General features: G+C 70.4%; 20 protein-coding genes. 5 read left to right on the forward strand and 15 right to left on the reverse strand.

What is annotated here, in order from left to right; translation table 11 throughout:
* Window positions 1–79 precede the first annotated feature (79 nt).
* A complete protein-coding gene (locus J0I43_RS15220) occupies window positions 80–1978 on the forward strand; it encodes a phosphoenolpyruvate carboxykinase (GTP) (protein ID WP_292865758.1) in 1899 nt (632 codons plus the stop codon).
* 168 nt (window positions 1979–2146) lie between these two features.
* Here the strand turns inward: J0I43_RS15220 and J0I43_RS15225 are convergent, their stop codons facing one another.
* Together J0I43_RS15225 and J0I43_RS15230 are read right to left on the reverse strand one after the other, a co-directional pair.
* Window positions 2147–4078 carry an ABC transporter ATP-binding protein gene (locus J0I43_RS15225; RefSeq protein WP_292865761.1) on the reverse strand — a complete coding sequence of 644 codons (1932 nt, stop codon included), beginning with the start codon at window positions 4076–4078 and terminating at the stop codon, window positions 2147–2149.
* Between the two features lie 182 nt (window positions 4079–4260).
* Window positions 4261–5154 carry a carbohydrate kinase gene (locus J0I43_RS15230; protein ID WP_292865764.1) on the reverse strand — a complete coding sequence of 298 codons (894 nt, stop codon included), beginning with the start codon at window positions 5152–5154 and terminating at the stop codon, window positions 4261–4263.
* A 70-nt stretch (window positions 5155–5224) separates the two neighbouring features.
* On the opposite strand from J0I43_RS15230, the gene J0I43_RS15235 reads away from it, so the two are divergent.
* The 3 genes from J0I43_RS15235 to J0I43_RS15245 are packed head-to-tail and all read left to right on the forward strand — an operon-like array spanning window position 5225 to window position 7901.
* Entirely contained in the window at window positions 5225–6166 is a 942-nt protein-coding gene (locus tag J0I43_RS15235) for an ABC transporter ATP-binding protein (RefSeq protein WP_292865767.1), read from the forward strand.
* Window positions 6163–7083 carry an ABC transporter permease gene (locus J0I43_RS15240; RefSeq protein ID WP_292865770.1) on the forward strand — a complete coding sequence of 307 codons (921 nt, stop codon included), beginning with the start codon at window positions 6163–6165 and terminating at the stop codon, window positions 7081–7083. The genes J0I43_RS15235 and J0I43_RS15240 overlap by 4 nt, the downstream gene beginning before the upstream one ends.
* Window positions 7080–7901 (forward strand): ABC transporter permease, encoded by an 822-nt coding sequence (locus J0I43_RS15245; RefSeq protein ID WP_292865773.1) that lies wholly within the window; start codon window positions 7080–7082, stop codon window positions 7899–7901. The genes J0I43_RS15240 and J0I43_RS15245 overlap by 4 nt, the downstream gene beginning before the upstream one ends.
* 68 nt (window positions 7902–7969) lie before the next feature.
* Here the strand turns inward: J0I43_RS15245 and J0I43_RS15250 are convergent, their stop codons facing one another.
* From J0I43_RS15250 to J0I43_RS15285, 8 genes are all read right to left on the reverse strand, one after another.
* Window positions 7970–9364, reverse strand: coding sequence for an MFS transporter (locus tag J0I43_RS15250; RefSeq protein ID WP_292865775.1), 1395 nt, complete (start codon window positions 9362–9364; stop codon window positions 7970–7972).
* Window positions 9365–9553: 189 nt separating this feature from the next.
* A complete protein-coding gene (locus tag J0I43_RS15255) occupies window positions 9554–9904 on the reverse strand; it encodes a Fe-S protein (protein ID WP_292865778.1) in 351 nt (116 codons plus the stop codon).
* A gap of 76 nt (window positions 9905–9980) precedes the next feature.
* Entirely contained in the window at window positions 9981–10454 is a 474-nt protein-coding gene (ribH, locus tag J0I43_RS15260; RefSeq protein WP_292865781.1) for a 6,7-dimethyl-8-ribityllumazine synthase, read from the reverse strand.
* A complete protein-coding gene (gene ribA / locus J0I43_RS15265; protein WP_292865959.1) occupies window positions 10451–11740 on the reverse strand; it encodes a GTP cyclohydrolase II in 1290 nt (429 codons plus the stop codon). The genes ribH and ribA overlap by 4 nt, the downstream gene beginning before the upstream one ends.
* A 14-nt stretch (window positions 11741–11754) precedes the next feature.
* Window positions 11755–12414, reverse strand: a complete 660-nt coding sequence (locus J0I43_RS15270; protein WP_292865784.1) for a riboflavin synthase — start codon at window positions 12412–12414, stop codon at window positions 11755–11757.
* A gap of 1 nt (window position 12415) precedes the next feature.
* Window positions 12416–13576 (reverse strand): bifunctional diaminohydroxyphosphoribosylaminopyrimidine deaminase/5-amino-6-(5-phosphoribosylamino)uracil reductase RibD, encoded by a 1161-nt coding sequence (ribD, locus tag J0I43_RS15275; protein WP_292865787.1) that lies wholly within the window; start codon window positions 13574–13576, stop codon window positions 12416–12418.
* A gap of 424 nt (window positions 13577–14000) precedes the next feature.
* Entirely contained in the window at window positions 14001–14873 is an 873-nt protein-coding gene (locus tag J0I43_RS15280; protein WP_292865790.1) for a DNA-formamidopyrimidine glycosylase family protein, read from the reverse strand.
* Window positions 14874–14946: 73 nt separating this feature from the next.
* On the reverse strand, window positions 14947–15513 hold the full coding sequence (locus J0I43_RS15285; RefSeq protein WP_292865793.1) for a GNAT family N-acetyltransferase: 567 nt from the start codon (window positions 15511–15513) through the stop codon (window positions 14947–14949).
* 264 nt (window positions 15514–15777) lie between these two features.
* Here J0I43_RS15285 and J0I43_RS15290 point away from each other — a divergent pair, with 264 nt between their 5' ends.
* The gene (locus tag J0I43_RS15290; protein ID WP_292865796.1) at window positions 15778–16620 is read left to right on the forward strand and encodes an endonuclease domain-containing protein; all 843 of its coding nucleotides are present in this window, start codon (window positions 15778–15780) and stop codon (window positions 16618–16620) included.
* Window positions 16621–16821: 201 nt separating this feature from the next.
* On the opposite strand, the gene trpS is transcribed toward J0I43_RS15290, so the two are convergent.
* From trpS to sdhA, 5 genes are all read right to left on the reverse strand, one after another.
* Window positions 16822–17826: a tryptophan--tRNA ligase gene (gene trpS, locus J0I43_RS15295; protein WP_292865799.1), complete on the reverse strand. Its 1005-nt coding sequence runs from the start codon at window positions 17824–17826 to the stop codon at window positions 16822–16824.
* 85 nt (window positions 17827–17911) lie between these two features.
* Complete coding sequence (locus tag J0I43_RS15300) at window positions 17912–18745, reverse strand: exodeoxyribonuclease III (RefSeq protein WP_292865802.1); 834 nt, start codon at window positions 18743–18745, stop codon at window positions 17912–17914.
* Between the two features lie 9 nt (window positions 18746–18754).
* Window positions 18755–19948, reverse strand: coding sequence for a YihY/virulence factor BrkB family protein (locus J0I43_RS15305; protein ID WP_292865805.1), 1194 nt, complete (start codon window positions 19946–19948; stop codon window positions 18755–18757).
* 70 nt (window positions 19949–20018) lie between these two features.
* The gene (locus J0I43_RS15310) at window positions 20019–20783 is read right to left on the reverse strand and encodes a succinate dehydrogenase iron-sulfur subunit (protein WP_292865808.1); all 765 of its coding nucleotides are present in this window, start codon (window positions 20781–20783) and stop codon (window positions 20019–20021) included.
* Window positions 20783–22618 carry a succinate dehydrogenase flavoprotein subunit gene (gene sdhA, locus J0I43_RS15315; RefSeq protein WP_292865811.1) on the reverse strand — a complete coding sequence of 612 codons (1836 nt, stop codon included), beginning with the start codon at window positions 22616–22618 and terminating at the stop codon, window positions 20783–20785. The genes J0I43_RS15310 and sdhA overlap by 1 nt, the downstream gene beginning before the upstream one ends.
* Window positions 22619–22644 lie beyond the last annotated feature (26 nt).

The raw sequence follows: 22644 nt of genomic DNA on the forward strand, positions 1-22644 counted from the left end.
TCTTGACGCGTGAATGCTCAGTAAACACATCCGATTGCGGCGCAGAGTGGAACAAGACCACTCGCTTGAAGGAGCCGACATGGCCATCGCAGACCTCTTCACCCGTCCCGCCGGACCCGCCGCCGGCACGTCCTTCGACGCGCAGGCATCCGGCACGTTCGGCGCGCGTCCCGCGGTGGACGGCGCGGGCCTCGCGGAGCTCGTCGCGTGGGTGGACGAGATCGCCGCGCTCACTCAGCCCGCGCGCATCCACTGGGTCGACGGCTCGCGCGCCGAGAACGAAGCGCTGCTGCGCCAGCAGGTCGACGAGGGCAAGCTCATCAAGCTGAACCCCGAGTGGCGACCGGGTTCGTACCTCGCGCGCTCGCACCCGAGCGACGTCGCCCGCACCGAGGCGCGCACCTTCATCGCCTCGGAGCGCGAGGAGGACGCCGGCCCCACGAACAACTGGGCGCACCCCGCCGAGATGCGCGCGACGCTCACACCGCTGTTCGAGGGGTCCATGCGGGGGCGGACGATGTACGTCGTCCCCTTCTCGATGGGAGCCGTCGGCGGTCCGCTGTCGCACATCGGAGTGCAGGTCACCGATTCGGCGTACGCCGTCACCTCGATCGGCATCATGACGCGCGTCGGCACGGACGTGCTCGAGCAGATCGCCGCCGGCAAGCCCTGGGTCAAGACCGTGCACACCGTCGGTGCGCCCCTCCAGCCCGGTGAGCAGGATGCCGCGTGGCCCTGCAACGACGAGAAGTACATCGTGCACTACCCCGACGCCCTCGAGGTCTGGTCGTACGGGTCGGGCTACGGCGGCAACGCGATCCTCGCGAAGAAGTGCTTCGCGCTGCGGATCGCCTCGGTCATCGGCCGCGACGAGGGATGGCTCGCCGAGCACATGCTGCTCATCCGGGTCATCTCGCCGGAGGGCCGGAAGTACCACCTCGCGGCCGCCTTCCCGTCGGCGTGCGGAAAGACGAACCTCGCGATGCTGCGCCCGACCATCCCGGGTTGGCGCGTCGAGACGCTCGGGGACGACATCGCGTGGCTCCGCCCCGGCGAGGACGGTCGCCTCTGGGCGATCAACCCCGAGGCCGGCTTCTTCGGCGTGGCCCCGGGCACGGGCGAGTCGACGAACGTCACCGCCGTCGAGACCCTGTGGGGCAACACGATCTTCACGAACGTGGCGCTCCGCCCCGACGGCGACGTCTGGTGGGAGGGGCTCACCGACGACGTGCCCGCCGAGCTCACCGACTGGGAAGGCAACCCCTGGACGCCCGCGTCGGGTCGGCCGGCCGCACACCCCAACTCGCGCTTCACGGTCAGTGCCGCGCAGTGCCCGCAGATCGCCCCCGACTGGGACACCCCCGAGGGGGTTCCGCTCGACGGCATCCTGTTCGGCGGTCGCCGTGCGACCAACGTGCCGCTCGTCGTGGAGGCGACCGACTGGACCCACGGCGTCTTCCTCGGCTCGAACATCTCCTCCGAGCGCACGGCGGCTGCCGAGGGCACGGTGGGGGAGCTGCGCCGCGATCCGTTCGCGATGCTCCCGTTCTGCGGCTACAACATGGCCGACTACTTCGGTCACTGGCTGGGGATCGGTCAGCAGCTGCGGTTCGACCGCGCGCCGCGCGTGTTCCAGGTGAACTGGTTCCGCAAGGGTGCCGACGGCCGGTTCCTCTGGCCCGGTTTCGGCGACAACGCACGCGTGATCGACTGGATCATCCGCCGCATCGAAGGCAAGGTGCCCGCCGTCGACAGCCCGATCGGGCGCCTGCCGGAGACGGCGGACCTGAATCTCGACGGGATCGACGTGCCCCAGGAGGACCTCGACGCCCTGTTCGAGGTCGACCCGGCGCTGTGGCTGCAGGAGACCGACCTCACCGAGGAGTTCTACCGCACCTTCGACGGTCGCGTCCCCCCGGCGCTGTACGCCGAGCTGGCGGCCCTCCGCTACCGCCTGAAGCTCGCGCAGAGCGCCTGACCCCCGCGCGCGACGACCCTCGTCCCCTTTGGGGCGGGGGTCGTCCCCATTTCGGCGGGGCTCGTCCCAGAAGTGGCTGTTCCAGGGCGGCGGAATCAGCCTTTCTTGGGACATGGTCCGGTCAGCGGGGCAGAGCCGGTGGAGACTGTCGCCCGGCCAGCCCGGTGTTCAGACGAGCAGCTGGTGGCGCGCGAGGTCGCGGTACAGCGGCACGCTCTCGACGAGCTCGGCATGCGTGCCCTGACCCACCACCTCGCCTCGATCGAGCACGATGATGAGGTCGCTGTCGACGACGGTCGACAGCCGATGAGCGATCACGACGAGCGTGCGCCCGGCGGCGACCGCGTCGATCGCCTCCCGCATGCGCTGCTCGTTGAGGCCGTCGAGCGACGACGTCGACTCGTCGAGCAGCAGGATCGGGGGAGCGGCCAGCAGCGCCCGCGCGATCGCGAGGCGCTGACGCTCGCCTCCCGACAGCATGACGCCCGCCTCGCCCACCGGGGCCTCGAGCCCGAGCGGTGAGCGCTCCAGCACATCGCCGAGGTTCACCGCGCGCAGCACGCGTTCGCAGGCGGCGTCGGATGCCGCGGGAGAGGCCAGCCGCAGGTTGTCGCCGATCGTACCGGCGAGCGTCGGGGCATCCTGCTCGACGTAGCCCAGTTGCGCGCGCAGGCGCGTGCGATCGACGCGCCGGATGTCGGTGCCGTCGAGCAGCACCTCGCCGGCATCCGGGTCATAGAAGCGCTCGACGAGGGCGAGGGTCGTCGACTTGCCCGCTCCCGACGGCCCGACGAGCGCGACGCGCGCTCCGCGGGGAACGGCGAACGATACGCCGCGCAGCACGTCACCGCCGCCGGCTCCGACCTCGACGGCATCCGCATGGACGTCGGCGAGCGTGCGCAGCGCCTCCTGCTCCGCGGCCTGCCGCGCTTGGGCGACGGCGTCGGGGTAGCGGAACCAGACGCCCCGGAACTCGATCGCGGGGGCGTCGCGCGTCGCGAGCAGATCGTCGACCGTCCGCACGGGACCGGTGAGGTCGGGTACGTCGGCGACGCGGCGGGCTTCTTCGACGCGAGCGGCGACCTCGGCATCCGTGGCCGTCTCGGTGGGCAGATCGAGCACCTCCTGGATGCGTCCGAGTGCGCCGAGTGCCTGGTTCACCGAGGTGATCGCGCCGAAGAACGACCCGAGCGGCTGCACGAGGAAGAACAGGAACATCACGAACGTCACGAGCTGAGCGATCGTGAGGGCCCCGGATGCCACGCGGAACCCGCCCACACCCAGGACGACGAGCAGCGACAGCTGCAGGGCGATGCCCGCGATCGGCACGATGAACGCCGACGCCTTCGCGACCTGCACTCCCGCGTCGTAGGCCCCGCGCGCCGTCTCGTCGATCGCGGCCTGCTCGCGGCCCGCGGCGCCCGCGGCGCGGATCGTGCGGATGGACCCCACGGCACGCTCGACACCCGACGCGAGGTCGCCGACGCGCTCCTGCTGCACCGTCGTCGCGCGACGGATCCGGCCGGAGAGGGCACCGACGACGGCCACCGACGCCCCCACGACGACGATGATGAGCAGGAGCAGCACCGGGTCGATGACGAGCATCGCGACGACCGCCCCGACGAAGATGAGTGCGTTGCCGATCGAGTCGGCGAGACCCTGGGTGAGGACGGCGTAGAGGAGCGTCGTGTCGGTCCCGACGCGCGAGACGAGGTCGCCCGTCCGCCGCGCGTCGTACTCCTTGACGGGCAGGTGCAGCAGCTGCGCGATGAGGCGACGGCGGCTCGAGTAGACGACGGCGGTGCCGGTCCGCTGCAGCAGGAAGTGCTGGATGCCGCTGATCACGGACCCCACGACGACGAGGGCGACGAGCACCCATACGAGCGTGCCGAGCGGATCGGACGCCTGAACGCGCTGGATGACCTGGCCGACGACGAGCGGCTGCGCGAGGGTGGCGGCGGCCGCGAGCACGCTCAGGACCGCGACGACGACGAGCACCCCCTTCTGCTCGAACACGAACGGAAGGAGTTGGCGCAAGCTCGCGCGCGGCCCGTCCTCTTTTCCGGAGCGCGGGCGGCGGGAGCGGGTGGTGCTGGACATGTGACCTTCCGGGGCGTCAGCCTCGGTGATCGAGTGCCGCGGCGGAGCCGCGGAGAATCGGGATCATCGGGTGCAGGAACGGGGTGGTTCTATCTTCTCCCGTCTTTCCTGTGCGCGGCCTGCGGCGGCGAGCCGAGCGCCTCTTCCCAGCGCCCGTCCGCGCGCGCCCGTCCTTGCCCGGTCTAGGCGTCGAGCTCGCTCGCCCACGGCAGGTCGGCCCCCGTGCGGCTGACCGTGACCGCCGCGGCGGCGACCGCGCGCCGGCCGATGGCCGCGAGGTCGTCGCCGTCCAGCTCGGCGCCCGCGCGGATGGCGGGCTCGGCGAGCAGTGAGGCCATGAAGGTGTCGCCTGCGCCGATCGTGTCCACGACGTCGACGCGGGGGGCGTCTACCTCCACCCGGTGCTCGCGGGTCGACAGGGTGGCGCCGTCGCCGCCGCGCGTGACGGCGACCAGGGCCGGCCCGAGCGCGAGGATCGCGTCGATGACGGCGTCCACGCTGTCGATCGCGAAGAGATACGCGGCATCCTCGTCGCTCAACTTCACGACCGTCGCGCGGCGGGCGATCGCCTCGAAGCGCTCGCGCGCGGCATCCGGGTCTCCGACGAGGCCGGGGCGGATGTTGGGGTCGAACGTGATGACGGCGTCCGGGTGCGCGTCGAGGACGGCCGCCACAGTGTCTGCGCCCGGCTCGAGGAACACGCCGAGCGAGCCGGTGTGGATGACGGGGACATCGCCGACGGCGACATCGGCCGGGACGTCCCACGAGATGTCGAAGTCGTAGGTCGCCGCCCCCCGCTCGTCGAGCGTCGCGCGAGCGGTGGACGTCGTGCCGGCGTGGAACGACTCCGGCAGGATCCCGACACCGGATGCCTCGAGGTGACGCGCGATCGCACGGCCGCGCTCGTCGTCGCCGAGCCGCGTGAGCAGGGCCGCGTCGACATCGCGTCGGGCGAGGCCGAGTGCGATGTTCGCGGGCCCTCCGCCCGGGGTCTCGACCGTCTCGTCGCCGGTCACCGTGATGTCCATGAGCGCTTCGCCGATCACGAGGACGGCGGGGGCGTGCGGTGCGGGCATTCGGGAGTCCTTTCGTCGTCGCCCATTCTGCCCGCTTCACGGTGTCGCCACCCGCCGATAGCGTGGGGGCGTGCCTTCCTCCGTCATCCGTGCGTCCCGCCTGGCCAAGGCCTACAAGGTGAAGGGGGCGCCCGATTTCCTCGCCGTCGACGGGTTGGACTTCGAGGTCGCGCCCGGCGAGTCGTTCGGCCTGCTCGGTCCGAACGGGGCGGGCAAGTCGACGACGATGAAGATGATCGGCGCCGTCTCCACGCGCACCGGCGGCGAGCTGGAGATCCTCGGGCTGGACCCCGACCGCCACGGCCCCGAGATCCGGTCGAGACTCGGCGTGGTCCCGCAGCAGGACAACCTCGACGGCGAGCTCAATGCGCGCGAGAACCTCTACATCTACGGTCGCTACTTCGGCCTGCCCGGGCGCGTGTGCCACCAGAAGGCCGACGAGCTGCTCGCGTTCGCTCAGCTCGAGGACAAGGCGAAGAGCAAGGTCGACCAGCTCTCGGGCGGCATGAAGCGGCGCCTCACGATCGCCCGCGGCCTCATCAACGATCCGCGCATCCTTCTTCTCGACGAGCCCACGACGGGCCTCGACCCGCAGGCGCGCCACGTGCTGTGGGACCGCCTGTTCCGCCTCAAGGAGCGCGGCACGACGCTCGTCCTGACGACCCACTACATGGACGAGGCGGAGCAGCTGTGCGACCGCCTCATCGTCGTCGACAAGGGGCGGATCATGGCGGAGGGCACCCCGGCATCCCTCATCCGCGAGCACTCCAGCCGGGAGGTGCTCGAGGTGCGCTTCGGCTCCGACCGCAACGCGCCGGCCGCCGAGCGCCTGCAGGGCGTCGGCGATCGCCTCGAGGTCCTGCCCGACCGGATCCTCATCTACGCGGCCGACGGCGAGGCTGCGCTCGAGCGGGTCACCGCGGCCGGGCTCGAGCCGATCACGTCTCTCGTGCGTCGCTCCTCGCTCGAGGACGTGTTCCTGCGGCTCACCGGAAGGTCGCTGATCGAATGAGCGCGTCCTCCGACTCGACCGCCGACCGGCCCTTCGGCGGGGCGCCGACGGATGCCGCCGTGACGGCCCTGCCCCACCCGACGATCGACGAGCTCCGCGCCGAGGCCCTCGCGTGGGCGCGCAAGCCCCGCCGCTTCGGCAGCTGGTACGTCACCGAGCACATGGTGCGCGCGATGCGCGCGTACGGCTGGACGATCGTCGTCGGCGCCGTCGGTCAGCCGATCCTGTACCTCCTCGGTCTGGCCGTGGGTCTCGCCGCCCTCATCCAGGTGCCGATCGTCGACCACGGCGTCACGGTGAGCTACCTGATGTTCGTCGCGCCGGCCCTCCTTGCCACCGCGACGATCTCGGTCGCGAGCGAGGAGATGACCTACCCCGTGATGGCGGGGTTCAAGTGGCGGCGCTACTTCTACGGCTTCAACGCGTCACCGCTGTCGAGCCCACAGATCGCGAACGGCGTGATCGCGGGCGCGACGGCGCGCATGGTCGTGGCCGCGGCAGCGTACTACCTCATCGTCTGGCTGCTGCCCTTCGGCGCGGTCCCGAACCCCGCGACCGGCTGGCTCGCGATCGTCGCGGGCGTGCTCGCGGGGCTCGCCTTCGGCGTGCCGCTCATGGCCTACGCGGGGTCGATCGAGGACGACAAGGGGCAGTTCGCGCTCGTGCAGCGGTTCCTCTTCATGCCGATGTTCCTCTTCTCCGGCACGTTCTACCCCCTCGACACCCTGCCGGTGTGGCTGCAGTGGATCGGCTGGATCTCGCCGCTGTGGCACGGCGCCGAGCTCGGCCGCGTCGCCACGTACGGAGCGGATGTCGCCCCCGTGATGATCGCGGTGCACCTCGCGTATCTCCTCGTCCTCATCGTGGTCGGCTACCTGTGGGCGCGGCGCGTGTTCATCGCGAGGCTCGCGAAATGACCGCCGCCGTGACCGAGGCGAGCATCCGCGGCGGCGGTGTGCGCGCGCTCTGGGCGGGCAATCCGCAGGCGGTCGTGCAGCGCGGGCTCATCGCCGCCCGCTCGTCGAGCTGGGCGGTCGTGCTGTCGGGGTTCTTCGAGCCCGTCTTCTACCTGGCATCCATGGGCATCGGCCTGGGTGCACTGGTGGGCGACGTGCAGACCTCGCAGGGCATCGAGGTCAGCTACGCGGCGTTCATCGCGCCGGCCCTCCTCGCGGTCTCGGCGATGAACGGGGCGATCTACGACTCGACGTGGAACGTGTTCTTCCGCCTCAACTACGGACGGCTCTACGAGGGCATGCTCGCGACGTCGCTCGGGCCGCTCGACGTGGCACTCGGCGAGATCCTCTACGCGCTCCTGCGGGGGCTCGCGTACGCCACGGGGTTCATGATCATCATGCAGATCCTGGGGCTGAACCTGTCGTGGACGGCGATCCTCGCCCTCCCGGCCGTGCTCCTCATCGCGTTCGGCTTCGCGAGCCTCGGGATGGGCGTCACGAGCTACATGAAGACCTTCCAGCAGATGGACTGGATCAACTTCGTCCTCCTGCCGATGTTCCTCTTCTCCGCGACGTTCTATCCGATCAGCGTCTACCCCGAGTGGGTGCAGCACGTCGTGATGGCGCTGCCGCTGTGGCACGGCGTCGAGCTCATCCGCGGGCTCACGACCGGTGTCCTCGGCGTCGGCATGCTCTGGCACGTGCTGTACTACGTCGTCATGATCGCGGTCGGTCTCGTCTTCACGACGCGGCGATTGCGAGCCCTGTTCCTGGACTGAGGGTGAGGTGAGGGATGCCGCGCAGGCGAGCCCGCACGGCATCCCTCACCTCCTGCCGGTGACGCCGGTCAGAGCGATCCGGTCTCGCCGAGACCGATGTTCGTGTCGTAGTCGACGTCCTTCGTCTCCTTCGAGAGCAGCAGGGCGATGAGGGTCAGCACGGCCGAGCCGCTGAGGTACAGGCCCACGAGCCAGGGCTGCCCGCCCGCGGCCGCCCACAGGCCGACCGCGACGAGAGGCGCGAGCGCCGCGCCGAGGATCGACGACACGTTGTACGAGATCGCCGAGCCCGTGTACCGGACGTTGGTGGGGAAGAGCTCCGGCAGCACCGCGCCCATCGGGCCGAACGTCGCGCCCATCAGCATGAACCCGATGATGAGGAAGGCCTGGGCGAGGGCCCCGGTGAACTTCGCGTCGAGCTGCGGCATGAGGAAGACGTTGAACATCAGGCCGAAGACCGCGATGGCGACCGTGATCCAGATGAGGAGCTTCCGGCGCCCGATGGCGTCGGCGATCGGCCCCGACAGCAGGGTGAAGATGCCGAAGAACAGCACGCCGACGATCTGCATGATGACGAAGTCGGTGTAGCCGAATCCGAGGCCGGGGACCGGGGCATCCGTGGGCTTGGTGCCGTAGGAGAGCGTGAAGCTCGTCATCAGGTAGAAGAGCACGTACGTCGCCAGCATGATGAACGTGCCGAGGACGAGGTTCTTGGTGTTCGTGCGGAAGACCTCGCCGAGCGGGAATCGGCGGATCGCACCGGTCTTCTCGGCCTTCGTGAACGTCTCCGACTCGACGAGCTTGAGGCGCACCCACAGGCCGATGATGACCATGACGGCCGAGAAGAGGAACGGCACCCGCCAGCCCCACGCGAGGAACGCCTCGGAGCGCTGCGCCGGGCCGTCGGGGTGGGGGAGGGCGAAGTTGATGAGGAGGAAGATCGTGTTCGCGATGATGAACCCGATCGGAGCACCCAGCTGCGGGAACGTGCCGTACCAGGCGCGCTTTCCCTTCGGAGCGTTCTCGGTCGCGACGAGCGCGGCGCCCGACCACTCGCCGCCGAGCGCGAAGCCCTGGAACAGGCGCAGGACGAGGAGGAGGAGCGCCGCCCACCAGCCGATCTGGCCGAACGTGGGGAGGCATCCGATGAGGAACGTCGCGATCCCCATCGTGAGGAGGGACGCGACGAGTGTCGCCTTGCGGCCGAAGCGGTCGCCGAAGTGTCCGAAGACGACGGCGCCGATGGGGCGCGCGACCATCGCCGCGCCGAAGACGGCGAACGACGACAGCAGAGAGGTCGTGTCGTTGCCGGTCGGGAAGAAGAGGATCGGGAAGACGAGGACGGCGGCCGTCGCGTAGACGTAGAAGTCGTAGAACTCGATGGTCGTGCCGACGAGGCTCGCGGTGATGACACGCGAGCGCGGGTTGGCGGGCGCGGCGGGGGCCGCGGTTGCAGTGGACATGGGCGGAAGAGCTACCTAACGATGTCGGTTCGTAGGTCCTCGTGGGACGCGCCGGTGGCGAGCGTCCGGGGCAGGGGTGGCGCGGCGGGCGCGACGGCTGTGTGGGCACCGGGGGCGCCGGCGGTGTCCCGGCGCACGAGAGACGATCCTACGCCGCTGTCACCGTCTCGGTGCCACGGACGGTGAGACTCAGCGCCAGAGGACGGCGAGCGCGGCGTTGAGGAACGTCAGGATGCCGATCGACCAGAAGAGCGCGGGAGCGACGGACCCGTTCCTGCGCTGGCGGGCGGTCCCGATGCCGAGGAGGGCGCCGATCGCGAGCAGCACGACGAGCTTGACGCCGAGCTTGGTGTAGTTCAGCGAGTACTCGATGCCCCACGGTGCGGCGAGGGCGAGGCCGGCGACGGCGGCGATGACCATGCCCCAGGTCATCAGCCGCGTGATACGGCGCTGACCGATCGCTTCGACCGCCCACGCCCCGAAGAGGATCGCGAAACCGGTCAGGTGGACGAGGACGACGGCGTGACGCAGGATCTCCATACCCTCAGCCTAGCTGAAGGATCACGCGCCCCGCATCCGCGCCTCGCGGATGCGGGGCGCGGGACGGCGGGCTGGATCAGCCGCGCAGTTCGCGCAGGAGGAGCGCGGTGCGCAGGGCCGCATCCGCCGCCTCTGCGCCCTTGTCCTCCTTCGAGCCGGGGAGGCCCGCGCGGTCGATGCCCTGCTGCTCGTCGTCGAGCGTCAGCACGCCGAACCCGACCGGCTTGCCGGCATCCAGCGCGACGCGCGTGAGGCCGTCGGTCGCGGCCGAGGAGACGAACTCGAAGTGGGGAGTGCCGCCGCGGATGATGACGCCGAGCGCGACGACGGCGTCCGCCCCGGCATCCAGCGCGGCCTTCGCGGCGACAGGCAGCTCGAACGACCCCGGGACGCGGACGAGCCGCCAGTCGGCTCCGGCGGCGTCGAGCACACGCTCGGCTCCGGCGATGAGCCCGTCGGTGATGACGTCGTGCCACTGGCCGGCGACGACGACGACGCGCAGGCCCGCCGCGTCGACGGGCTGGGTCTGGGGGGCTCCGTGGCCGCTCATGCGATCTCCTCCGTGGTGCGGGTGTTGTCCGCGCCCTGAGCGAGCGCGGCCTCGAGTTCGGCGGCGCCGATGATGTGACCCATCCGGTCGCGCTTGGTCTCGAGGTATTGGTGGTTGTTGGGGCCGACGCCGACGACGAGGGGCACCTGCTCGACGATCTCGAGCCCGAGCTCGCGCAGCTGAGCGACCTTGTCGGTGTTGTTGGTCAGCAGGCGCAGCTTCTCGACGCCGAGGTCGGCGAGGATGCCGGCGGCCGCCGCGTAGTCGCGCGCATCGGCGGGCAGGCCGAGCGCGAGGTTCGCGTCGACGGTGTCGAGCCCGCGCTCCTGCAGGCTGTACGCGCGCAGCTTGTTGATCAGGCCGATCCCGCGGCCTTCGTGGCCGCGCATGTACACGACGACGCCGCCGTCCTTGTCGATGGCGTCCAGCGCGGCATCCAGCTGCGGTCCGCACTCGCATTTGAGCGAGCCGAACGCTTCGCCGGTGAGGCACTCCGAGTGGACGCGCACGAGCGGCGCCGCCTCGGAGAGATCGCCCGACACGACCGCGATGTGGTCCGTGCCGGTGATGCGGTCCTTGTACGCGAGGAAGCGGAAGGAGCCGTGCGACGTCGGCACCTGCGCCTCCGCGCGCAGGCTCACGCGTCGCTTGGGCGCATGGTCGGCGACGGGAGCGGGGTCGGTGCCGTCGAGGTGCGCGATCAGCTGCTCGATCGTGATGACGGGGATGCCTTCGCGCTCGCCCATCTCGATGAGGCCGGGCAGGCGCATCATCGAGCCGTCTTCGGCGACGACCTCGCCGATCGCGGCGACCGGCTGGAGTCCGGCGAGCTTCATGAGCTCCACGCCGGCCTCGGTGTGCCCGGCGCGCTCACGGACGCCGCCGTCGACGGCGCGCAGCGGCAGGATGTGGCCCGGCCGGATGACGGACGCGGGCGTGGATGCCGGGTTCGCGAGGACGTTCAGGGTGTGCGAGCGGTCGGTCGCGCTGATGCCGGTCGACACCTTGTCCGCCGCATCGACGCTCACGGTGTACGCGGTGCCGCGGGAGTCCTCGTTGACGGCGACCATGGGGGGCAGGTCGAGCCGATCGGCCCACTCCGCGGGCATCGGGGCGCAGAGAAAGCCGCTCGACCAGCGGATCGTCCAGGCGAGCCACTCGGGGGTGGCGAGCTCGGCCGACAGGATGATGTCGCCCTCGTTCTCGCGGTTCTCGTCGTCGGCGACGATGACCGGCTTACCGGCGCGCAGCGCGTCGAGCGCCTCGGCGATGGTGGACAGGCGCAGGGCCGGGGAAGGGCTCATCGGGAGCCTCCTTCGTTGGGGGTGTCGTTCGGCGCCGGGGATGCCGGCGTGGTGGTGAAGGCGAGGAGGCGCTGCACGTGGCGCGCGAGGATGTCGGTCTCGAGATTGACGACGTCGCCGGCGCGGCGCCCGCCCAGCGTCGTGACCTCGAGGGTTTCGGGAATGAGCGAGACCTCGAACCATGGGTCCGGCTCCGCGGCATCCGACACGGCGCTCACGGTGAGGGAGACGCCGTCGAGCGTGATCGAGCCCTTGTCGACGACGAGCGGGGCGAGATCCGCCGGGAGCGAGACGCGCAGCACCCGCCACTCGTCGCCGGGGCGCACGTCGAGCACCGTGCCCGTGCCGTCGACGTGGCCCTGCACGATGTGACCGCCGAGGCGGGTGTGCGTCGCGAGGGCGCGTTCGAGGTTGACCGGAGCGCCCGGTGCGATGCCGCCGAGGCTCGTGACGGCGACGGTCTGGTGCATGACGTCGGCGGCGAACCAGTCCTCGCCCTGATCCACGACCGTGAGGCACACGCCGCTGACCGCGATCGAGTCGCCCTGCGCGGCATCCGACACCGCCTGCGGCCCCCGGATCGTGAGCCGCAGGCCGTCGCCGGACGCTGCGACGGCGATGACCTCGCCGCGCTCTTCGATGATGCCCGTGAACATGTCAGTCCTCTCCGTCGTCCGCTGATCGCCCGTCAACCGGTGGTCGAGTGCCGGCGCGGGGGTCAACCGGTGGTCGAGTGCCGGCGCGGAGCGCCGGTGTATCGAGACCATCCCGCAGCGCCGGCCGCGCGACGATGAGGAGGTCGTCGCCGAGCAGCTCCGTGGCATCCACCCGCAGGCGCCGCTGCGCACCGATCGTCGCCACGCCGAGGTCGCCCGTCGCGAGGCGGTCGCCGCCGAGCAGCGTCGGCGCGACGTACACGAGCACCTCGTCGACGAGCCCGGCCCGCAGGAACGCCGAGGCGAGGGTCGGGCCGCCCTCGACGAAGACGCGCTGGATGCCGAGTTCGCGGAGGCGGCCCAGCAGGTCGGGCAGGTCGTCGCCCTCGTCCTGCATGAAGGGGAGGGGGTGCGCGCGCACGCGCGCCTCCTGCGGAACGGCGCGGGTGCCCACGACGACAGGCCGCGGCTGCGTTTCGTAGAGGGTGCCGTCCGTGCGGCGGGCCGTGAGCGCGGGGTCGTCGGCGAGGAGCGTTCCGGTGCCGACGACGACCGCATCGGCCTCCGCGCGCCGCATGTGCACGTCGGCGCGTGCGGCGGGTCCGGTGATCCACTGACTGGTACCGTCGGATGCCGCGGCGCGCCCGTCGAGCGACTGCGCCCACTTCACCGTGACGTGCGGACGGCCGAGCCGCTGCACCGTGAGCCACGAGTCGAGGAGTGCCCGTGAGTCGGCTTCGCCGACGTGCGCCGTCACTTCGATGCCCGCGGAACGCAGGCGTTCGGCGCCGCCGCCGGAGAGGGCTCCGGGGTCGTCGACCGCATAGACGACGCGGGCGACGCCGGCGTCGATGAGCGCCTCGGCGCACGGGCCGGTGCGGCCGGTGTGGTTGCAGGGCTCGAGGGTGACGATGGCGGTGGCGCCGTGGGCGGCATCCCCCGTCACCTTGGAGAGGGCATCCACCTCGGCGTGCGGGGTGCCGGCGCCGCGGTGCCAGCCCTCGGCGATGATCTCACCGGCGGGGGAGAGGAGGACGGCACCCACTTGCGGATTGAGTCCGCGCGGGCCGCGGCGCGCGAGTTCGAGCGCGCGCGTCATCGCGCGCTCGTCGCCCGCGCTGCGGTCGCCTTCGCTCCGCTCGTGCTCGTCTGCACCGGTCATCCGTCGTCCTTCGTCGGTGTCCGGGGTGTGCGATGCGCGATCGGCACGGCGAGCGCCGCGAACGGCTCCGCCCGTGCTGCCTCTCATCCGGACTCGCGGCTTCTTCCTCGCGGAAGAGCACCGCATCACCGTCGGTCCCGGAATTCCACCGGGTCGACCCGCGTCGCCTTTCGGGCGACGGGGCTCGCGGACTGTCACCGCCGGTTCGGATTCTCACCGACCCCGGAGCACGTGTGTTCTGCTCTCGATCCTACTCAACGCGCGCCGTCCGGTTTCATTCCGTGTCGGCGGCCCGGCGATACCGGTTGTCCCCGGTGATCGAGTGCCGCCGCGCCGCGGCGGTGCCCCCGGTGATCGAGTGCCGCCGCGCCGCGGCGGTGCCCCCGGTGATCGAGTGCCGCCGCGCCGCCGCGGTGTATCGAGATCACTTCAGCAGCCGGGAGAGCCGCCGATCGGCCAAGAGCTTCCCACCCGTCTGGCACGTGGGACAGTACTCGAGAGAATTGTCCGCGAAGAAGACGCTGCGGACCTTGTCCCCGCACACCGGACACGCCTCGCCGCGGCGGCCGTGCACGGCCATGCCGCGGCGCTTCGCGTCCTTCAGGTCAGCGGGCGGCCGACCGGATGCCTGGGCCACGGCATCCGTCAGCGTCGACCGCATCGCCTCGTAGAGGCGCGTGCGCTCGCCGGGGTCGAGGTTCGCCGCGAGGGCGTACGGCGACATCTTCGCGGCGTGGAGGATCTCATCGGAGTACGCGTTGCCGACCCCGGCGATGATCGACTGGTCCCGCAGGACACCCTTGATCTGCGTGCGCCGCCCCTCGAGGAGCGCCGCGAAGACGTCGCGCGTGAACGCCGCGTCCAAGGGGTCGGGACCGAGGCGGGCGACCCCCGGAACACCCTGCGGATCGCGGACCACGTAGACAGCGAGCGACTTCTTCGTCCCGGCCTCGGTGAGGTCGAGCCCCGAGCCGTCGTCGAAGCCGACGCGCAGGGCGATCGGCGTCTTCCCCGGTCGGATGACGGTGCTGGGGAGTTTCTCGTACCAGCGCAGCCACCCCGCCTTGGCGAGATGGAAGATGAGGTGGAGCGGGGCGTTCGCGGCATCCATCGACAGGTCGATGAACTTGCCGTGCCGGGTTGCCGCAGTCACGTGAGCGCCGCGGAGCGCCTCGATGGGCGGGTCGTAGGTCTTCAGCGCGGCGATGTTCGCGACCATCGCCGTCGTGACCCCGAGGCCGACCGCGCGCTCGGCGAGGAAATCGACGAGACCCTGCACTTCGGGCATCTCCGGCATGGGGCCATCCTGGCACGTTGCACCGACATGCGGGTCGGACGTCTGGCCCAGGCGCGTGGCTCGGATGCCGGGCTCAGCCGTGGGGCGACGGCCACACCTGAGGGGTGCGATCGTCGGCCTGGAGGAGTGCCGCCGCCCAGCCGTCGACGCGCCCGGCCTCGCCGATGAGCGCGTCGCGCCGCACGCCCTCGAATCGGAACCCGAGCGCCTGCGCGACGCGCGCCGAGGCGTCGTTGCCGACGACGGCGTGCCATTCGATCCGGTGCAGTCCCGCCCCGCTCGGCGCGAAGCCCCAATCGAGCACCGTCCGTGCGGCTTCGGTGAGCAGTCCGCGCCCCCGCGCGGGTGCGGCGAGCCAGTACCCGAGTTCACCCGATCCACGTCCGTCGACGCGGTACAGCCCGACGATCCCGACCAGGGCGCCCGCGTCGCGGATCGCCCAGACGAGGTGCTCGCCGCTCGCCCAGCCGGCGTGCGCCTTGGCGATGAGCTGGTCCGCGTCTGCCCGCGCGAACGGGGAGGGAACGGAGGTGTACCGCGGGATCTCGGGGTCCTGACACGCCGCCAATACCGCGTCGGCGTCCGCCGCCTCCGGCACCGACAGCTCCAGGCGGGCCGTCCGCAGCATCACCGGTTCCATCCTCCGACCCTATCCGCCGCCCTCGGCGCGGTGGCGCCGGTTGTCCCGACGTACCGTATTCAGTCTCGCGGGTACCGCGACGGGCGCGCCTGCGCGTAATCCCGCAGGCCAGCGTCGTTTCCGTGCCCGCGCAGACTGAATACGGTACGCGCCGCGCTGCCCAGCCGTCGTCATCGTGACCTCCACAAGGCCGCATTCGGAGGATTGATCCACAGATCGCGATCTCGGCCGCCGCGCGCACGGCGTGCGCAGGAGAGTGGCCGGATGTTCGATGTCTGGACCCGCGCCGAACTCCGCGGGAAGGGGATGACCGTTCGCCAGATCCGCCACGCGCTCGCGTCCGGCGCGCTCGTCCGCGCGCGTAAAGGCTTCTACGTCTCCGGGGACGCGCCAGACGCACACCTTCGCGCAGCGCGCATCGGAGGACGGCTGGCGTGCCTTTCGCTGCTCGCCGAGCTCGGAGTGTTCGTCTTCGACGCGTCGACGCTGCACGTGCACATGGAGCGTGGTGACAGCCGCATGCGCACGCCGCACGGCGGCGGTGCCCTGCGCCCGCGGCGTGACCGACGTGATGTCGTCCTCCACTGGCGGCGACTCGCCGAGCCCGCCTCAGCCGGCGCGGTCGACATCGTCGACGCGGTGGCGCACGCGGTCCGGTGTCAGGAGCCGGGTCGGGCCATCGCGACGATCGACAGCGCACTGAACACGCGGCTCCTCTCCGAAGGCCAACTCGACGATGTCTTCGCCCAGCTTCCTCGCCGCCATCAGGTGCTGCGACTTTTCGTCGACGGTCGCGCGGAGGCCGGCACCGAGACACTGATGCGGCTCATCCTGGTGAAGCTGGGATGCCGGGTCGAGGTGCAGGTCCGCATCGATGGCGTCGGGCGCGTCGATCTCCTCGTCGACGGGTGGCTGGTCGTCGAATGCGATAGCAAGCAGTTCCACAGCGAGTGGGCGCAGCAACGCACCGACTATCGCCGTGACATGGCGCTCGCCGTGCGGGGGTACTTCCGCATCCGGTTCCTGGCGGAGGACATCTTTTACCGGCCCGAGACTGTGATCGCAGCCCTCCGAGGTGTGCTGCGGTCGGTCCGGCGCCCGGTCTGACTGTCGGGACGCCGACAGCGGATCGCGCGTCGCGTACCGTATTCAGTCTCCCTGAGCGCTTGCAGGCCGCTCGACCCCGCATTCGGGCGGGATCACGGATACAGCGCGCAACGCAGAGACTGAATACGGTACGCCGCGCGGCCCGACGAACCGCCCCGAAGCGCGGCCCGGCGAGCCCAGGTTGGCCCGGGGCGGCCCGGATCAGCCTCGGCGCAGCAGCCCGACTTTGTCGTACACGTCGGTGAGGGTCGCATCAGCGACCTCGTCGGCGCGCGCGGCGTTCGCGGCGAGCACCCGATCGAGCTCGGCGGGGTCGGCGAGCAGCTCGAGCGCGCGCTGACGGACGGGTCCGAACTCGTTCACGACGACCTCGGCGAGACCCTTCTTGAAATCGCCGTACCCGCGACCGGCGTACTCGTCCTCGATCGACGGGATCTGCCGACCGGTGAGCGCCGCGTAGATCGTGAGCAGGTTCGAGACGCCGGGCTTGGACTCGCGGTCGTAGCGCACGGTCCCGTCGTTGTCGGTCACGGCGCGCATGATCTTCTTCGCCGAGACGGCCGGGTCGTCGAGGAGCCACAGCACACCCGCGTCGGACTCGGCCGACTTCGACATCTTCGCGGTCGGGTTCTGCAGGTCGTAGATGCGCGCGGTCTCCTTCTGGATGACCGGGATCGGCACCGTGAAGGCCGCGCCGTACCGCGAGTTGAACCGCTCGGCGAGGTCGCGCGTGAGCTCGACGTGCTGCTTCTGATCGTCGCCGACCGGCACGATGTCGGTCTGATAGAGCAGGATGTCGGCGGCCATCAGGACGGGGTAGGTGAAGAGTCCGACGTTCGTCGCGTCGGTGCCGTAGCGGGCCGACTTGTCCTTGAACTGCGTCATCCGGCTCGCCTCGCCGAAGCCCGTGATCGTCGACAGGATCCACGCGAGCTCCGCGTGCGCGCGCACGTGCGACTGGACGTACAGGGTCGACTTCGACGGCTCGATCCCGGCGGCGATGTACTGCGCGGCGGTGCGGCGGGTCTTCTCGCGCAGCTCCGCGGGGTTGTTCGGCTGGGTGAGCGCGTGCAGGTCGACGACGGAGAAGAAGGCCTCGTAGGCATCCTGCAGGTCCCGCCACTGCAGCAGCGCACCGATGTAGTTGCCGATCTGGAGGGAGTCGGCGGACGGCTGCATTCCGGAGTAGAGGCGGGGCCTGGTCATCCCTCCAGTCTATTGAGTGGATGCCACGGGCCCGATCACGTCCGGACTGAGCGCAGCCCGCGTGCGGCCGGCACCCCGCCGCCGATCAGAACGCGTAGTCGGCGACGACGGGGGCGTGGTCGCTCCAGCGCGTGTCCCACGACGGCGCGCGCACGATGCGGTAGTCGACCACGCGCTCCGCGAGCGCGGGCGTCGCGAGGTGGTAGTCGATGCGCCAGCCGGTGTCGGTGTCGAACGCCTTGCCGCGGTTCGACCACCACGAGTACGGCCCATCGACCTCGCCCGCCCAGCGCCGACCCACGTCGACCCAGCCGAGCCCCGGTCCGGTCGATCCGTCCACACCCGTCACCGCCTCGCCCGCGGGTCCGAGGAACCGGTCGAAGTAGGCGCGCTCCCGCGGCAGGAACCCCGCCTTCTTGACGTTGCCCCTCCAGTTGCGGATGTCGAGTTCTCGGTGCCCGACGTTGAGGTCGCCCGTGATCACCGCGAGGGGGCCGAGCTGCGGCATCCGCGCCGTCATCGCGTCGAGGAAGGCGTACTTCGCGTCCTGCTTGGGTGTGCCGTCTTCGCCGGTGAAGACGTAGGCGCTGACGATCGTGACGGTCTCATCGCCCATGCGGATATCCGCCTCCACCCACCGGCCCTTCGAATCGAGCGCGTCGTCGCCGAGCTCGATGCGCCAGACGTCGAGCGGCTCCCGGGTGGCGATCGCGACGCCCGCGCGCCCCTTGGCGAGCGCCTCGTCGTTCACGACGTGCCACCCCGGGAGCGCCGCAGCGAGGTCGGATGCCTCGGCGCGCACCTCCTGCAGGGTCAGGACGTCGACATCCGCGGCATCCAGCCAATCCCGCATGCCCTTCCGGACGGCGGCGCGGATGCCGTTGACGTTGACGGATGCGAGGCGGAGGTTCTGGGGCACCGGGACAGCCTAACGAGGGCCGCCCACACCGCCGATTCCGGCAGGCGTCTCCGCCTCGAGCCGGGCGAGTTCGTCCTCCGCGCGCCGCAGGTCGCGGGTCGCGGCCCAGCGTCCCCACCACGCCGCGTCGGCGCGCGCGACATGCGCATCGCGGACGCGCACCCGCGCGGCGATCAGCAGCGCCTCGTGCTCCTGTCGCCGGCGTTCCTCCTCGGTGACCGGCACCATCGGCACGTCGGCATCCCGCGCGGCGAGGGCGACCCAGGATGCCGCGACGAGGATGACGATCCCAACGAGTCGGAACCACAGCAGGAAGCCGATGAACACCGAGAAGGTCGCGAGGAGCGGGTTCGAGGGGGAGTAGTAGAGGAGGAGCCCCGCGCCGAGCTGGAGGACGACGAGCGCGCCCCCGCCGAGCGCGGCGCCGGGGAGGATGAGCCGCCAGCGCAGCGAGGTTCCAGTGAGGAACCGGATGAGCGCTGCGAGGGCGGCCGTGTTGATCACGAACGCGACGAGCGCCGACGCGAGACGCCCGGCGATCCAGACCCATCCCGACGAGCTCTTCCAACCGAAGAACTCGAAGACCGCCTCGATCACCCCCGTGGTGACGCCGGCGAGAGCCGCGCCGATCAGCAGGGCCAGGCCGAACATCGCCGCGGCGACGAAGTCGCGCGCCTTCAGCAGCACGTAGTTGCGCGTGTCGAACGGCAGGCCGAAGATGTCGCGCACGGCGCGGCGTGTGAAGGTGACGAACCCGATCGCCGTCCACAGGGCGACGACGAATGCGACCGCACCGGTGATCGCGAGGACGCTGCCCGACTGCTGGGCGATCTCCGCGACATCCGTCTCGGTGACGAGGCCCTGCCCCTCCTCCTTGCCGATGATCCCCGGGATGTACGAGTTCATGATCGAGATGAGCCTGGCGACCGCCGACGCGCTGCCGCCCAGCCAGATGCCGACGACGGCGAAGGCCGTGTAGATGACGGAGAACATCGCGAACAGCGACTGGTAGCTGATCGCCGCGGCGAGGAGGAACCCGTTGTTGCGCAGGAAGTTCCGCCACACCCGGATCGGGAACCATGCGAGCGTCTTCCGCGTCAGGTTCGTCGCCCGCTCGATCGGCTCGTCGAGCCGCTCCCGCAGGGGAGACTGCTCCCAGCGGGCACGCCAGACGTCGTCGATCCGGTCGGGTGTCTCGCTCACGCTGTCAGGATATCGAGCGCGGATGCCGGGCCGAGGACGCGCCCCGGGTGCTGACGAGCCGCGGGCGCGGTCAGTGCCGCAGGACGGCCTGCTTGACCTCGGCGATCGCCTTCGTGACCTCGATGCCGCGGGGGCACGCCTCGGTGCAGTTGAAGGTCGTGCGGCAGCGCCACACGCCCTCCTTGTCGTTGAGGATGTCCAGTCGCGTCGTCGCCGCGTCGTCGCGCGAGTCGAAGATGAACCGGTGCGCGTTGACGATCGCCGCCGGCCCGAAGTACTGCCCGTCGGTCCAGAACACGGGGCACGACGAGGTGCACGCCGCGCACAGGATGCACTTGGTCGTGTCGTCGAAGATCTCGCGGTCGACGATCGACTGGATGCGCTCCTTACCCGCTTCGGGCTTGGAGTTCGCGATGAGGAACGGCTGCACCTCGCGGTACGACGCGAAGAAGGGCTCCATGTCGACGATGAGGTCCTTCTCCAGCGGCAGACCCTTGATCGCCTCGACGTAGATCGGCTTCGAGATGTCGAGATCCTTGATGAGGGTTTTGCAGGCGAGGCGGTTGCGGCCGTTGATGCGCATCGCGTCCGAGCCGCAGATGCCGTGCGCGCAGGAGCGGCGGAAGCTCAGCGATCCGTCGACCTCCCACTTGATCTTGTGCAGCGCGTCGAGCACGCGGTCGGTGGGATAGAGCTCGACGTCGTAATCGACCCAGCGGGGCTCGGCGTCGGTCTCGGGGTCGAACCGGCGGATGTTGAAGGTGACGAGGTACGACTGGATCGGGGCCTCGCCCGTCGATTCCACGACGGCGGTATCGTCGGCGACGAGCGTCATCAGTACTTCCTCTCCATCGGCGGGTAGTTCAACTCGCCCGCCTCGTTCTTCGTGAACACCACCGGCTTCCAGTCCAGACGGATGTGGTCCTCCGGGTCGGGGGAGTGCGGGTCGCCCGTGAGATAGGCCATCGTGTGCTGCATGTAGTTCTCGTCGTCGCGCTTCTCGTAGTCCTCGCGCATGTGGCCGCCGCGGCTCTCCTTGCGGTTGCGGGCGGCGTAGGCGACGATCTCGGCGAGGTCGAGGAGGAACCCGAGCTCGACGGCCTCGAGCAGGTCGGTGTTGAACCGCTTGCCCTTGTCGTCGACGTGGATGTTCTTGTAGCGCTGACGCAGGTCGTGGATCGTGCCCATTACGTTGGTGAGGGTCTCCTCCGTACGGAAGACCTGCGCGTTGGCATCCATCTCCTCCTGCAGCGTCTTGCGGAGAACCGCGATGCGCTCGGTGCCCGGGTTGTTGCGCAGGCCCTCCAACATCTCGCGGACCTCCTTCGCCGGGTCCTCGGGGAGCGGGACGAACTCGGCCGTCTTGACGTACTCGACGGCCTGGCGACCCGAGCGCTTGCCGAACACGTTGATGTCGAGGAGCGAGTTCGTGCCGAGGCGGTTGGCGCCGTGGACGGACACGCACGCGCACTCGCCGGCGGCGTAAAGGCCCGGGACGACGGTGTCGTTGTTCTGCAGCACCTCGCCGTTGTTGTTGGTCGGGATGCCGCCCATCGCATAGTGCGCGGTCGGCATGACCGGGACCGGCTCGGTCACCGGGTCCACGCCCAGGTACGTGCGCGCGAACTCGGTGATGTCGGGGAGCTTCGTCTCGAGGACCTCGGCGCCGAGGTGGGTGCAGTCGAGGTAGACGTAGTCCTTGTGCGGGCCGGCGCCGCGCCCTTCGAGCACCTCCTTGACCATGCAGCGGGCGACGATGTCGCGCGGAGCGAGGTCCTTGATCGTCGGGGCGTAGCGCTCCATGAACCGCTCGCCCGAGGCGTTGCGCAGGATCGCGCCCTCACCGCGGGCGCCCTCCGTGAGCAGGATGCCGAGGCCGGCGAGACCGGTCGGGTGGAACTGGAAGAACTCGATGTCCTCGAGCGGCAGCCCCTTGCGCCAGACGATGCCGACGCCGTCGCCCGTGAGGGTGTGGGCGTTGGAGGTCGTCTTGTAGATCTTGCCGAAGCCGCCGGTCGCGAAGATGACCGCCTTCGAGTGGAAGACGTGCAGGTCGCCGGTGGCGAGCTCGTACGCGACGACGCCCGCGACCTGGGTGTCGCCCGCGGCATCCTTCACCGTGATGAGGTCGAGCGCGTAGTACTCGTTGAAGAAGTTGATGCCGAGCTTGACGCAGTTCTGGAACAGCGTCTGCAGGATCATGTGGCCGGTGCGGTCGGCGGCGTAGCACGCGCGGCGCACGGGCGTCTTGCCGTGGTCGGCGGTGTGACCGCCGAAGCGGCGCTGGTCGATCTTGCCCTCGGGGGTGCGGTTGAAGGGCAGCCCCATGTTCTCGAGGTCGATGACGGCGTCGATCGCCTCCTTGGCGAGGATCTCCGCGGCGTCCTGGTCGACGAGGTAGTCGCCGCCCTTGACGGTGTCGAAGGTGTGCCACTCCCACGAGTCCTCTTCGACATTGGCGAGCGCGGCCGCCATGCCGCCCTGCGCGGCGCCCGTGTGCGAGCGTGTCGGGTAGAGCTTCGTGATGACGGCCGTGCGGGCACCGGGGCCCGCCTCGATCGCCGCACGCATGCCGGCGCCGCCGGCACCGACGATGACGATGTCGAACTCGTGGTAGTACACGCCGTCACGCAGGACGGCTTCGGGATGCGCGGTGGTCGCGGTGCTCACGTCAGGGATGCCTTCGTCTTCTTCTT

This window comes from Microbacterium sp. (assembly GCF_017305435.1).
Lineage (GTDB): Bacteria > Actinomycetota > Actinomycetes > Actinomycetales > Microbacteriaceae > Microbacterium.